Raw genomic sequence first — 13,423 nt, forward strand, 5'->3', positions numbered from 1 at the left:
ATCGCGGCTATCCGCAGCGGTTGCGGAAATCGATCGCCGGTTGCCGGATGCCCGTCAGCTCGGCACGGATCTGCGGCTTGTCCTCAAGGTAGACCCGCACCGAATCGGCCATCTGATCGTTCGACTGGCCCTTGAGGCTGGTGAAGAACGCGTTGACATCGGGATGGGTGAACAGATACGCCGAGGTGGACGCGCGGACCCCGGCCATCACCCCGGCCAGGTCGGCAGCGGTGCAGTTCGGTTCTTCTGCCGCAGCGACAGGTGCACCAACGGCCAAGAGCGACAGGCTGATTGCGCCGGCGGCGATCACACGGGAGAACATCGTGGCTCCTAAGTCGACTCGGATAACTGAGCTGAGGCTCACGGACGTCCGGGACGGTCGGGGCGCCAGCCACCACCGCCACCACCGCCGTTGGGCGGCCCGGGATCGATATTGATGTCCAGGCCCCAGTCGCCGCAGTACCAGTCGTTGGCGCAGTAGTACGGGTAGTAGGGCCCGGCCTTGGGCGGGGTAGGTCCCCCACCGCGCACGCTGCCCTGCGCACACACCGTGGAACCGCCGGCATCGACACACTCAGCGGCGGCGGGCGGTGCGGTGGCGATGGCGATCGGTACCGTCAAACCGGCCAGTCCGAGTAACGCTGGACGCCACATGCTCCGCATGACCACTCCTCAGTAGGTCCCCGTGAGCCGAGAATAAATCCCGAGGACGCCCAATATGCGGGATCGACAATAACCGGTTCCCTGCCAGAACGCACCTTGTTCGTAACCGGTTGCGTTCGCATAGATTGCAAGGGTCCCTGCCAGATTCGGCTCCACCTAGCCTGACGCGCGTGAACGAAGACTGGCTGGCCGTGATCGTCGGCCTCACCCTACTTGCCCTCGTGCTCGTCGGCGCCATCCCCGGCAGCGTGATCCCGTGACCAGCACCGAAGAACGCGCCGATCAGCGCTCGCCGAAGATCGGCTACGCCGTCGCGGGTGTGCTGGTGGTCGTCGTACTGGGCGCGGCGACCCGATTCCTGGAGACCGAGGTCCCCCACTGGGCAGCCGGAACTCCTGCAGCCAAGATCGCCAAATCCGTCGAATTCCCGGTCTATGCAATCGCTCTCGGACTGATCGGCAACGCGATTCTGGCCAGGTTCGCGTTGCGCGACGTCCTGTCCCAGGGCTTCCGGACCGAGTTCTTCATCAAGACCGGGTTGGTGCTGCTGGGCGCATCGATCAACCTCAAGGTGCTCGCCACCGCAGCGGGACCGGCGATCATCCAAGCCCTGCTGCTGATTTCGATCGTCTTCGGGTTCACCTGGTGGCTGGGCGGGCGACTCGGCCTCGACGACAAACTGCGTGCGTTGCTGGCCTCGGCGGTCTCCATCTGCGGGGTGAGCGCAGCCATCGCGGCGGCGGGCGCAGTTCAGGCCCGCAAAGAACAACTGGCCTACGCCGCATCGCTGGTCATCGTGTTCGCGCTGCCCTCGATCTTTCTGCTGCCGTGGCTCGCCGATGTATTCGGACTGTCCGACGCCGTCGCCGGAGCCTGGATCGGCGGCAACATCGACACCACCGCGGCCGTGGCCGCCGCGGGCACGATCGCAGGCGAACAGGCGTTGCAGATCGCCACCATCGTCAAGACCACCCAGAACGCGCTGATCGGCATCGTGGCCATCGCCCTCACCGCCTACTTCGCCCTGAAAATCGAGCGCAAGTCCGACACACCTGACCCAGCAGTGGGACGCCCGACGCTGCGCGAATTCTGGGACCGCTTCCCCAAATTCGTGCTCGGCTTCATCGCCGCATCGGTCATCGGCACCCTGTATCTACAGTTCGCAGCCGACGGCAAAACGGCCATCGCCACGGTCAACGACCTGCGGACCTGGTTCCTGATCTTCGCTTTCGTGGCGATCGGGCTGGAGTTCTCGCTGCGCGGCCTCAAGGAAGCCGGCTGGCGGCCCATCGTGCTGTTCGCCGCGGCCACCGTGGTCAACATCGTGGTGGCGCTCGGATTGGCCTCCCTCCTGTTCGGCGGTTTGTTCGGCAGCTTCGGCACGGGGTAGCCGCTACCCTGGCTAAGTGCCGACAACCTGGTCACGGCGAGGGTTTTTCACGGTCACCGCTGCGATGACCCTGGTCGCCGCATGTAGCACGCAAAAGCCCGGCGAAGTGGCGAAAGACGGTTCGGTGACCGTCCGCCACCTCTTCGGCGACACCAACATCCCCGGACCACCACAACGGGTGGTCAGCGCAGGATTCACCGAACAGGACGACCTCCTGGCTCTCGGTGTGGTCCCGGTCGCGACAACCGAATGGTTCGGCGGCGAGCCGTATGCGGTGTGGCCCTGGGCGCAGCCGAAACTCGGGGGCGCCCAGCCCACCGTGCTCGGCCTGAACGACGGAATCCAGGTCGACGAGATCAAGGCACTCAAACCGGACCTGATCGTGGCCACCAACGCCGGACTCGACGCCGACACATACGCCAAGCTCTCCGAGATCGCCCCGACGATCGCCCAGTCCGGGCCCGACGCGTTCTTCGAACCGTGGCGCGACCAGGCCACCCTCATCGGTCAGGCGCTGTTCCAGAACGACGCGATGGCCGGGCTGATCGCCGGCGTGGACGACAGGTTCAAGACGGTGGCCACCAACAACCCGCGGTTCGCAGGCAAGAAGGTGATGTTGCTCGCCGGCACCCTGTTCCGCGACAGTGTCCAGACCCAGACCGGGTGGCGCAGCGAGTTTCTCACCCAGATGGGCTTCGCCGTGCCGCCGACACCCGAACTGATCCCCCGCTCAGATTTCGCCTCGGTGCTCGACGCCGCCGATGTCTTGATCTGGACCACCGAGAGCGATCAGGAACGCGACGCCCTGCTGGCCGATCCGGCGATCGCCGAACTCAAGGCAACGAGGCGCAACCGGCACGTTTTCACCCCCAAAGACCTGGCCGGTGCCATCGCCTTCGCCTCGCCGCTGTCCTACCCGGTAGTGGCCGACCAACTGCCGCCGCTGCTCAACCGGGCACTGACCTGACAAGATGACCGGGTGACAGGCACCCAGGAACACTCCGAGCACCGCGGCACCGCCATCGTCGGCTCGGCCTATTATCCGGTGCTCGTCGCGGTATTCACGGCCCTGGTGATCGTCTCCAATGTCACCGCCACCAAGGGAGTCGCCTTCGGGCCGATCATCGGCAACTGGTCGATCATCACCGACGGCGGTTTCATCGTCTTTCCGCTCACCTACGTGATCGGCGACGTCCTCTCCGAGGTGTACGGGTTCAAGGCCGCCCGCCGCGCCATCTTCCTCGGATTCTCGATGAATATCCTTGCCGCACTGGCCTTCTGGATCACCATCTACCTCCCCGCGGCGGACTTCTACACCAACCAGGAACACTTCGAGAACATCGTCCACGCCTACACCCAGTTGATCGTGGCGGGCCTGGCCGGTTTCATCGTCGGGCAGACCATCAACGCCTGGGTCGTGGTCGCCATCAAGGAACGGACCAAAGAGAAGCACCTGTGGGCCCGCCTGATCGGATCCACCTTCGCCGGTCAGCTCGGCGACACCCTGGTCTTCTGCGCCATCGCGGCCAGCGCGATCGGCATCAGCACCTTCGGCGACTTCGTCACCTACACCGCGCTGGGCTGGATCTACAAGACTGCGATCGAGGTGATCATGCTGCCGATCACCTACCGCGTGATCGCCGGCATCAAGCGCCGCGAGCCCACCTACCAGCTCGCCGTGTGAGGCTTCGATAAGGCTCCTCTGGCAAGGTTCATAGAGCCGGAGCTTTCTTAGCTACCGGCGGGTAGCTTCAGGTCATGAGTGTGACATCAGAGGTGATGGACGCGGGACCCAGCCTGACCCCAGGTACCGCCCGCGACTATGGCGATCAGGCTCTGCTGCTCGAGTTCGACAGCACAGCCGATGTTTTGGCGTGGACCGCCACGCTCACGGCGGCCCAATTGCTAGGAGTGGTCGATATCGTGCCGGCGTCACGCACGATCCTGGTCAAGCTGGCCGATCCCCGCTACCAGGCTCCGACCCGACAACGGCTGAGCAAGTTGCAGCTGCAGCCCGGGACGGCACCCGTCCGGCCCGCAGGCCAGGCGGACGTCACCATCGACGTGGTCTACGACGGCGCCGACCTGCACGAGGTCGCGACGCTGACCGGGCTGACCCCGGCGCAGGTGATCGCGGCGCACACCGGCACCCCGTGGCAGGTGGGATTCATGGGCTTCGCTCCCGGATTCGCCTACCTCGTCGGCGGCGACGAGCGACTGCAGGTGCCACGCCGGGCCGAGCCCCGCACGAGCGTTCCGACCGGTGCGGTGGCGCTGGCCGGCGAGTTCAGCGGCATCTACCCACGGCAGTCGCCCGGCGGCTGGCAGTTGATCGGGCGCACCGACGCGGTGCTGTTCGACGTGCATCGGGACCAACCCGCACTGCTCACCCCCGGTACGTGGGTGCAGTTCCGGGCCATCGGCTAGTCGGCGAGGAGCACACCATGACGACCACATTGGAAGTACTGCGCACCGGACCGCTGGCCCTGGTCGAGGACCTCGGCCGCCCCGGGATGGCCCACCTCGGCGTCACCCGCTCGGGTGCCGCCGATCGTCGGTCCCACACGCTGGCCAACCGTCTGGTGGCCAATCCGGGTGAACACGCCACCATCGAGGTGATGTTCGGCGGGTTCTCCGCCCGGGTGGTCGGCGGAGACATCTCCGTCGCGGTCACCGGCGCCGACACGGACCCGGCCGTGAACGGAATCCCGTTCGGCACCAACAGCATTCACCATGTGCACGAGGGTGAGGTGATCTCACTGGGCGCTCCACACTCCGGACTGCGCAGCTACCTGGCGGTACGCGGCGGCATCGCCGTCGAGCCCGTCCTGGGTTCGCGCAGCTACGACGTGATGTCGGCGATCGGTCCGGCACCCCTGCAACCCGGCGACATCCTGCCCATCGGCGAGCACACCGCGGACCTGCCCGAGACGGACCAGGCCCCGGTCGCCTCGATCTCCGACGACGTGCTCGAACTGAACGTGGTGCCGGGCCCGCGCGACGACTGGTTCGTCGACCCCGATGTGCTGATCCGGACCAACTGGCTGGTGACCACCCACAGCGACCGGGTCGGGATGCGTCTGGTCGGCATGCCGCTGGACTACCGCTGGCCGGACCGCCAGCTGCCCAGCGAAGGTGCCACCCGAGGAGCAATTCAGATACCGCCCAACGGTTTTCCGGTGATCCTCGGGCCGGATCACCCCGTCACGGGCGGCTACCCGGTGATCGGTGTGGTGACCGACGAAGACATCGACAAGCTGGGCCAGGTCCGGCCCGGGCAGACCGTCCGGCTCCACTGGGCGCACCCCCGCCGACCGTTCGAAGGCTAGGCATCTGGACCGTTCCGGTCGTCGTTTTCTACATGAGGGTTGCGATCCCGGCGATCAACGACCCAGGTGTGGAAAACGGCGGCCCCGGGGAGCTCGGCCCGTGCGCTGGACGGCCGACAACGTAGAGACACCGGCGCGCAGCGCTGGTAGAACATGGGTGTGCCTATCCAGGATGTCAGCTCGCCGTCCGTCCGCGGCGGGATCCTGCACACCGCACGCCTGGTCCACACCTCCGATCTCGACCACGAGACCCGCGAGGGCGCCCGACGCATGGTCATCGAGGCCTTCGAAGGCGATTTCACAGCAGCCGACTGGGAGCACTCGCTCGGCGGCATGCACGCCTTCATCTGCCACCACGGGGCCCTGATCGCGCACGCCGCCGTGGTGCAGCGACGCCTGATCTACCGCGACACCGCCCTGCGCTGCGGCTACGTGGAAGCCGTGGCGGTGCGCGAGGATTGGCGCGGCCAAGGCCTGGCCACCGCCGTCATGGACGCCGTCGAGCAGGTGCTGCGCGGCGCCTACCAACTCGGCGCGCTCAGCTCGTCGGAGACCGCCAGGGACATCTACCTCGCCCGCGGTTGGGTGCCCTGGCAGGGCCCGACCTCGGTGCTGCGGCCTGCCGGCGTCACCCGCACACCCGAGGACGACCAGTCCCTGTTCGTGTTGCCGGTCGAGCTGCCCGCCGGCATGGAACTCGACACCAGCGCAGAGATCACCTGCGACTGGCGCGACGGGGACGTCTGGTAACCACCAGAATGCACAGGCTCACATCCACGTGGGTGAGCAGGTGAGCGGAATTTCACGGCCGGGTCACCGCGGGGAGCACCTCCGCAATAATCGCTTTCTAACTTTGCGCCATGCCCACTCTGCTGAAGTCGAATCGCATCACCAACTGGGATCCCGAGGACACGCTGGCCTGGGAAGCCGGGAACAAGTACATCGCGCGACGGAATCTGATCTGGTCGGTGTTCGCCGAGCACGTCGGCTTCTCGATCTGGTCCATCTGGTCGGTGATGGTCCTGTTCATGCCGGAGGCCGTGTACGGCTTCTCGGCCGGCGACAAGTTCCTGCTGGGCGCCACCGCCACGCTGGTCGGTGGCTGTCTGCGCATCCCCTACACGCTGGCCACCGCCACCTTCGGCGGCCGCAACTGGACGGTGTTCTCGGCCTTCGTCCTGCTGATCCCCACGGTCGGGACGATGGTGCTGCTGGCCAATCCGGGCCTGCCGCTGTGGCCCTACCTGCTGTGCGCGGCCCTGGCCGGTTTCGGCGGGGGCAACTTCGCCTCCTCCATGACCAACATCAATGCCTTCTTCCCGCAGCGGCTCAAAGGCTGGGCGCTCGGGCTCAACGCGGGCGGCGGCAACATCGGCGTGCCGATGATCCAGTTGGTCGGCCTGTTGGTGATCGCCACCGCGGGTAACCGCGCCCCGTACTGGGTGTGCGCTGTCTACCTGGTGGCACTGGCTGTGGCGGGCATCGGCGCGGCGCTCTACATGGACAACCTCGATCAGCACAAGATCGATCTGGGCGCGATGAAAGCCATTCTGGCAGAGCGTGATACGTGGGTGATCTCGCTGCTCTACATCGGCACCTTCGGATCCTTCATCGGCTTCGCGTTCGCGTTCGGCCAGGTACTGCAGATCAACTTCGCCGCAGGCGGCCAGACCGCTGCACAGGCCTCGCTGCACGCCGCGCAGATCGCCTTCATCGGTCCGCTGCTCGGTTCGCTGTCCCGGGTGTACGGCGGCAAGCTGGCCGACCGGGTCGGCGGCGGCCGGGTGACCCTGGTGGTGTTCGGCGGCATGATCCTGGCGGCCGGCATGCTGGTCGCGATCAGCATGTTCGACGATCACACCGCCGGTGCGGCCAACAGCCTGATGATGATCGGCTATGTCATCGGATTCGTCGCCCTGTTCCTGCTCAGCGGCCTGGGCAACGGGTCGGTCTACAAGATGATCCCGTCGATCTTCGAGGCCCGCAGCCACTCCCTGCAGGTCAGCGAGGAGGAGCGCCAGCGGTGGTCGCTGTCGATGTCCGGCTCGCTGATCGGATTCGCCGGCGCCATCGGTGCCCTGGGCGGTGTGGGTATCAACCTGGCCCTGCGCCAGTCCTACCTGTCCAGCGGATCAGCCACCGCGGCGTTCTGGATCTTCCTGGCCTTCTACGTGGTGGCCTCGGCATGCACCTGGTTCCGTTACGTCCGGCGGCCGGCTGCGACGGCCGTCACATCGGCCCCCGCAGACCGACACGCCTCGGCAATGGCCGGGTAATCACTTGGAAACACAAGGTGCCTTCACTGGATCCATGAACGAGCCCGACTGGGCACCGCTCACAGGTTTTCGTGTGGCGGTGACCTCCGCCCGACGTGCCGACGAGCTCAGCGCGCTGCTGACCAGGCGTGGCGCGACGGTGACCAGTGCGGCCGCCATCACGATGGTTCCGCTGCCCGACGACGACGAGCTGCGCGCGCACACCGCGTCGCTGATCGACGTGCCGCCGGACATCGTGGTGGCGACCACCGGGATCGGGTTCCGCGGCTGGTTCGCCGCAGCCGACGGCTGGGACCTTGCCGCCGAGCTGACCGACGCCCTGAGCAGTGCCCGCATCGTCTCCCGTGGCCCGAAAGCCACGGGGGCGTTGCGGGCCGCGGGCCTGCCGGAGGAGTGGTCGCCGGAGTCGGAATCGTCCCGGGAAGTGTTGCGCTACCTCATCGAGCAGGGCGTCGCGGGGCAACGGATCGCCGTGCAACTGCACGGAGCCACCGACGAGTGGGACCCGTTCCCCGAGTTTCTCGACGAGTTGCGGTCCGCGGGTGCCGAGGTGGTGCCGATCCGGGTCTACCGCTGGCACCCCGCGCCACGCGGCGGCGATTTCGATCAGATGGTCACCGGGATCGCCGAACGGCGCTTCGACGCAGTCAGTTTCACCTCGGCCATGGCCGTGGCCTCGGTGCTGATGCGCGCCACCGAGATGGATATCGCCGACCGGGTGCTCGCAGCGCTGCGTTCCGACGTGCACGCCATGTGCGTCGGCCCGGTCACCGCACGTCCCCTGGTCCGGCTCGGGGTTCCGACCTCGGCGCCGGAACGGATGCGGTTGGGCGCCTTGGCCCGTCACATCACCGACGAGTTGCCGCTGCTGCAGGCCCGGACCGTCCGGGTCGCCGGACACACTCTCGAGATCCGGGGCACCTGTGTGCTGGTCGACGGCACGGTCAAGTCACTGTCCCCGGCCGGGATGGCGACGATCCGCGCACTGGCCCACCGCCCGGGTGCGGTGGTGTCGCGATTCGATCTGCTCAGCGCGCTGCCGGGCACCGGCACCGACACCCACGCCGTGGAGACGGCCGTGCTGAGGCTTCGTACTGCTCTGGGGGACAAGAACATCGTGTCGACGGTCGTCAAGCGGGGTTACCGGCTGGCCGTCGACGAGACCGAGATGGTCCGGGCGCAATGAGCCTGGTCCTGGTCGCCCACGGAACCCGCAAGCCGGGCGGTGTCGCGATGATCGGCGATCTCGCCGCACGGGTGTCCGACATGTTGGGCCGGCCCGTGCACGTCTCTTTCGTCGACGTGGTCGGCCCGACGCCGAGCGAAGTTCTCGCATCCCTACCGACGGACTGTCCGGCGGTGGTGGTGCCGGCGTTCCTGGCTGCCGGGTATCACGTCCGGGTCGACGTGCCCGAACACGTCACCGCCAGCGAGCACCCTGCCGTCACCGTCACCCAGCCGCTGGGCCCCTGCCAGGGGACCGTCCGGGTCCTCGCCGATCGGCTCATCGAATCAGGATGGCGCCCAGGCGATTCGGTGATCCTGGCAGCGGCAGGCACCTCCGACAGAAGCGCACAGTCCGACCTCCGGCGCACCGCTGCACTGCTGTCAGCGATGACCGGCGACCGCGTAGAACTGGCCTTCGCCGCGACCGGTGCGCCCACTGTTGCCGAAGCCGTCGCCGCGCAGCGCAGCCGCGGCCATCGCCGCATAGCTGTGGCGTCCTACCTGCTCGCCGACGGGCTTTTCCAGGACCGGCTGCGTGAATCCGGCGCCGACCTCGTGAGCGAGCCGCTCGGCACCCACCCCGGCATGGTTCGGTTGATTGCGAACCGCTTCCGCCGCGCCGGGGTACTGAGCCTGCCTGCCGCGGCGTGAGCGGACCGACTGCGCGATGAGCGGCCCGGCCGTTCCCGCCAGCAGGAGTGCGCCACCGGCCCCCGCGACCGCGAAGAACGCCGATCGCCGGGTGCCGACCAACGCCGAACATTGCTCGACGTAATCACTGGCCATGAATCCCGGACCGGCGAGCGTGTGCTGGTCCAGGTTGAGCTGGTCCTGTTGGGCGGCGACGCTGTAATCCGGTCGCGCTCCGTTACCGCACGGGATGGGTTGACCGGCGCGATCCACAGCGTTCAAGGCCAGGGGCATCAACGTTGCCCCGAGTGCGCCCAGCATCGCTGCCGCCCCCACCAGATTCACTACCGAACGCGCGAACATCCCTTGTCAGCCCCTCGTGTGACGCTTACTTGAGAGGGAGTCTAAACACACCCAGCGAACTATTCTAGTTAGCCAGAGAGATGCGTACCACAGCTTTGGGCACATTCAAGACCATGCAAATCTGGCAAATTTTTCCGCGAAACCGCCTCTGTCCAGGTAGTTGCCTGAGTAACGAGCCTCCGAGCGTTTGCCGGCGGATCGACGCGTCAGATCCGGGTCGAAAACTCAGCTATCGTTAGCGCGATCATCGAGCGATTCGGCAGGAGTAGAGACAAAGGTGCAGGTGACAACACCGGCGGGCGCAGCCCGCCGAGACGACGCACGCGGCAGTGCGACCCGGTGACCGGGTCCCGGCCGAACGTCTGCGTCAGCACCTGCTCAACGCTCTGGAACGCACGTCCCGGCCGATGACCACTGCCCAGCTACGTGACGACATGCACGCACACTTCCGCGCACCCGTCGTGATCGAGTCGGTTTACCGCAATCTGACGGTCCTCGAGCGCCGGGGCGCGGTTCAGCGCCGCAAGCTCCAGGGGCGCGACGCCCACTGGAGCCGGGCGACCGATCAGGCCGAGATCTGAACGACCCCGCCTGAGGTGGTACGGGTCCGGTAGACCGGGATCGACACTGTGTCGTCGTCGAGGCAACTGCCGTCGTCGAGCGCGAAGGCCTGCTTCTTGATCGGCGACTGCACGGTTGCCCGGCCGGCACGATCACCCACGATCCCGCGCGAGAGCACCGCGGCACCGGAGAACGGGTCTATGTTGCCCACTGCGTGCAGCGAACCGTCGTCGAGTCGGAACAGGGCCGCCTGCGAACCGTCGGGCAACAGGACCGCGACACCGCGGCACGGCATCAGGAAGTCGTACCGGCAGGCCGTCGTCCATTCCGAAGGCGTCGGGGCGTTGACGTCTTTGTGGTCGTCGAGCAGTGTCATTTCGCCTCCTGGAATCCACGGATCTTCGGCATCCCGATATCGGTCGCGCCCGGCACCTTGCGGCCGGCACGCTCGGTGAAGGTGATGGTGGGGTCGTCCACATCGGGCGCATTGACGAACGACACGAAGCGCGACAGCTTCTCCGGGTCGTCCAGGACGCCCTTCCACTCACACGCGTAGCCGGCGACGTGCCGCTCCATGGCCGCCTCGAATTCGGCTGCCAGACCGAGGGAGTCGTTGCACACGACATCGCGCAGATGGTCGAGTCCGCCGTCCATCGCCTCCAGCCACGGCGCGGTGCGCTGCAGGCGGTCGGCGGTGCGGATGTAGAACATCAGGAAGCGGTCGATGTAGCGGATCAGCGTCTCGTCATCGAGATCACCGGCCAGCAACTGGGCGTGCCGTGGCGACATGCCGCCGTTACCGCACACGTAGAGGTTCCAGCCCTGTTCGGTGGCGATGACGCCGACGTCCTTGCTCTGCGCCTCGGCGCATTCACGAGCGCATCCCGAGACGGCCATCTTGATCTTGTGCGGTGAGCGCAGGCCGCGGTATCGCTTCTCGATCTCGACGGCCATGTTCACCGAATCCTGTTGGCCGTAACGGCACCACGTGCTGCCCACACAACTCTTCACGGTGCGCAGCGACTTGCCGTAGGCATGTCCGGACTCCATGCCACCCTCGACCAGGCGCGCCCAGATCTGCGGCAACTGTTCCACCCGGGCGCCGAACATATCGATGCGCTGGCCACCGGTGATCTTGGTGTAGAGGTCGAAATCCCTTGCGATCTCGCCGATCAGGATCAACTGCTCAGGGGTGATCTCACCGCCCGGCGACCGCGGCACCACCGAGTAGCTGCCGTTCTTCTGGATGTTGGCCAGGAAGTGGTCGTTGGAGTCCTGGAGCGAGGCCTGCTCACCGTCGAGCACGTGATCGGAGCTGGTGGATGCCAGGATCGAGGCGACCGTGGGTTTGCAGATGTCGCAACCCTTTCCGGTGCCGAACTTCTCGATCAGGCCGGAGAAGGTACGGATCTCGGTGGCGCTGATGATCTCGAAGAGTTCCGCCCGCGACTGGCTGAAGTGCTCGCACAACGCCTTGGACTGCTCTACGCCCTCGGCTTCCAGCAGCTGCTTGAGCAGCGGGACGCAGGAACCGCACGAGGTACCGGCCAGCGTGCACTTCTTCAGGCTGGGCACGTCGTCGCAGCCGCCGCAGATGGCTTCCTTCAGATCACCCTTGGTGACGTTGTTGCACGAGCAGATCTGCGCGATGTCGGGCAGTGCGGCCACGCCCAGCGTAGGTGCGTCTCCGTCCCCGACCGGAGCGATCAACGCCAGCGGATCTCCGGGGAGTTCGCTGGCGACCATCGGGCGCAGCACACCGTAGGCCGACGCGTCACCGACCAGGATGCCGCCGAGCAGTGTCTTGGCGTCATCGGAGAGAACCAGCTTGGCGTACGTCTGCTTGACCGGGTCGTTGACCACGACCTCGAGGCAGTTCGGCGTAACCCCTTTGGCATCACCGAAACTGGCGACGTCGACGCCGAGCAGCTTGAGTTTGGTCGACATGTCCGCACCCGGGAACTCGGCCTCACCGCCGAGCAGCCGGTCGGCGACCACCTCGGCCGTGGTGTAACCGGGCGCGACCAGGCCGTAGCAACGGCCCTCGATGGCTGCCACCTCACCGATCGCATAGATGCTGGGATCGCTTGTGGCACAGGACAGGTCGGTGAGCACACCGCCGCGCTGCGCCATGTCCAGGCCGGCCGTACGGGCCAGCTCGTCGCGCGGTCGCACACCCGCGGCGAAGACAACCAGGCCGGCGTCGATGGTGGTGCCGTCGTTGAGCGAAATCCGCAGCGAGTCGTCGACGTCGGACTTGCGCAGCGGCTTGTGGCGCTGCACCGGCTGGATGCTGTCGGTGCCCACCGCGGTGTGCACCTCGATGCCCAGGCCCCGCATCATGCGGTTCAGCAGGGTGCCGCCGGCCTCGTCGAGCTGAGCCGACATCAAGTGCGGCGACATCTCCAGCACATGGGTCTTCAGGCCGAACTGCCGCAACGCGTTGGCCGCCTCCAGGCCCAGCAGACCGCCGCCGATCACCACGCCGACCGGGGACTTCGAATCCACCGCGCTCTTCGCGCTGGCGCGGATGGCGTCCAGGTCATCCAGCGTGCGGTAGACGTGCACACCCGGCAGGTCACGCCCTGGTACCGGCGGCACGAAGGCGTACGACCCGGTGGCCATCACCAGCGCGTCGTAGTCGAAGCTCTCGCCGGTGGCGGTGCGCACCGTGCGGGCCTCCCGGTCGATCTCGGCGACCGCACATCCCAGGCGCAAGTCGACCCGTTCGTCACCTGCATAGTCATTGCCCGGCAGCGCCAGCCGGGCACGGTCCCAGTGCTCGGTGTAACCGGTCAGGCCGACCCGGTCATAGGCGGCGTCAGCTTCCTCGGACAGCACGGTGATCCGCCACGTGCCTGCGGCGTCACGCGACCGCAGCGCCTCGACGAAGCGGTGGCCCACCATGCCGTGTCCGACGACCACGACGTTCTGTGTTGACGACATATGGCGAGGTTAGGAACCCGAGGTTGCCGAAATGTCGC

The 13,423-nt window shown here is 66.8% G+C and carries 14 protein-coding genes; 10 read left to right on the forward strand and 4 right to left on the reverse strand.

Annotation, left to right across the window (positions count from 1 at the left end; translation table 11 throughout):
* Nucleotides 1-7: 7 nt before the first annotated feature.
* Both ACNQR1_RS00550 and ACNQR1_RS00555 read right to left on the reverse strand, forming a co-directional pair.
* Complete coding sequence (locus ACNQR1_RS00550) at nucleotides 8-322, reverse strand: heme-binding protein (protein ID WP_418043220.1); 315 nt, start codon at nucleotides 320-322, stop codon at nucleotides 8-10.
* Nucleotides 323-360: 38 nt separating this feature from the next.
* On the reverse strand, nucleotides 361-654 hold the full coding sequence (locus ACNQR1_RS00555; protein WP_418050221.1) for a hypothetical protein: 294 nt from the start codon (nucleotides 652-654) through the stop codon (nucleotides 361-363).
* A gap of 265 nt (nucleotides 655-919) precedes the next feature.
* Between ACNQR1_RS00555 and ACNQR1_RS00560 the strand changes: the two genes are divergently transcribed.
* The 10 genes from ACNQR1_RS00560 to ACNQR1_RS00605 all read left to right on the forward strand — a co-directional run bounded on the left by ACNQR1_RS00560 (nucleotide 920) and on the right by ACNQR1_RS00605 (nucleotide 10,459).
* A complete protein-coding gene (locus ACNQR1_RS00560) occupies nucleotides 920-2,053 on the forward strand; it encodes a YeiH family protein (protein WP_418043221.1) in 1,134 nt (377 codons plus the stop codon).
* A 16-nt stretch (nucleotides 2,054-2,069) separates the two neighbouring features.
* Nucleotides 2,070-3,020 (forward strand): ABC transporter substrate-binding protein, encoded by a 951-nt coding sequence (locus tag ACNQR1_RS00565; RefSeq protein WP_418043222.1) that lies wholly within the window; start codon nucleotides 2,070-2,072, stop codon nucleotides 3,018-3,020.
* Nucleotides 3,021-3,032: 12 nt separating this feature from the next.
* Nucleotides 3,033-3,737 (forward strand): queuosine precursor transporter, encoded by a 705-nt coding sequence (locus tag ACNQR1_RS00570; protein WP_418043223.1) that lies wholly within the window; start codon nucleotides 3,033-3,035, stop codon nucleotides 3,735-3,737.
* A 74-nt stretch (nucleotides 3,738-3,811) separates the two neighbouring features.
* The gene (locus tag ACNQR1_RS00575) at nucleotides 3,812-4,480 is read left to right on the forward strand and encodes a 5-oxoprolinase subunit B family protein (RefSeq protein WP_418043224.1); all 669 of its coding nucleotides are present in this window, start codon (nucleotides 3,812-3,814) and stop codon (nucleotides 4,478-4,480) included.
* Nucleotides 4,481-4,497: 17 nt separating this feature from the next.
* On the forward strand, nucleotides 4,498-5,382 hold the full coding sequence (locus tag ACNQR1_RS00580) for a 5-oxoprolinase/urea amidolyase family protein (protein ID WP_418043225.1): 885 nt from the start codon (nucleotides 4,498-4,500) through the stop codon (nucleotides 5,380-5,382).
* Nucleotides 5,383-5,541: 159 nt separating this feature from the next.
* On the forward strand, nucleotides 5,542-6,132 hold the full coding sequence (aac(2')-Ib, locus tag ACNQR1_RS00585; RefSeq protein ID WP_418043226.1) for an aminoglycoside N-acetyltransferase AAC(2')-Ib: 591 nt from the start codon (nucleotides 5,542-5,544) through the stop codon (nucleotides 6,130-6,132).
* 110 nt (nucleotides 6,133-6,242) lie between these two features.
* Nucleotides 6,243-7,658: a nitrate/nitrite transporter gene (locus ACNQR1_RS00590; protein ID WP_418043227.1), complete on the forward strand. Its 1,416-nt coding sequence runs from the start codon at nucleotides 6,243-6,245 to the stop codon at nucleotides 7,656-7,658.
* A 34-nt stretch (nucleotides 7,659-7,692) separates the two neighbouring features.
* Nucleotides 7,693-8,844: a uroporphyrinogen-III synthase gene (locus ACNQR1_RS00595; protein WP_418043228.1), complete on the forward strand. Its 1,152-nt coding sequence runs from the start codon at nucleotides 7,693-7,695 to the stop codon at nucleotides 8,842-8,844.
* On the forward strand, nucleotides 8,841-9,536 hold the full coding sequence (locus tag ACNQR1_RS00600; RefSeq protein ID WP_418043229.1) for a sirohydrochlorin chelatase: 696 nt from the start codon (nucleotides 8,841-8,843) through the stop codon (nucleotides 9,534-9,536). The genes ACNQR1_RS00595 and ACNQR1_RS00600 overlap by 4 nt, the downstream gene beginning before the upstream one ends.
* Before the next feature lie 671 nt (nucleotides 9,537-10,207).
* On the forward strand, nucleotides 10,208-10,459 hold the full coding sequence (locus ACNQR1_RS00605) for a Fur family transcriptional regulator (protein WP_418043230.1): 252 nt from the start codon (nucleotides 10,208-10,210) through the stop codon (nucleotides 10,457-10,459).
* On the opposite strand, the gene nirD is transcribed toward ACNQR1_RS00605, so the two are convergent.
* Nucleotides 10,444-10,815: a nitrite reductase small subunit NirD gene (gene nirD / locus ACNQR1_RS00610; protein ID WP_418043231.1), complete on the reverse strand. Its 372-nt coding sequence runs from the start codon at nucleotides 10,813-10,815 to the stop codon at nucleotides 10,444-10,446. The genes ACNQR1_RS00605 and nirD overlap by 16 nt on opposite strands.
* The gene (nirB, locus tag ACNQR1_RS00615; RefSeq protein WP_418043232.1) at nucleotides 10,812-13,385 is read right to left on the reverse strand and encodes a nitrite reductase large subunit NirB; all 2,574 of its coding nucleotides are present in this window, start codon (nucleotides 13,383-13,385) and stop codon (nucleotides 10,812-10,814) included. The genes nirD and nirB overlap by 4 nt, the downstream gene beginning before the upstream one ends.
* Nucleotides 13,386-13,423: the final 38 nt, after the last annotated feature.

Origin of the sequence: Mycobacterium sp. 48b, from assembly GCF_048282725.1 — a bacterium.
Lineage (GTDB): Bacteria > Actinomycetota > Actinomycetes > Mycobacteriales > Mycobacteriaceae > Mycobacterium.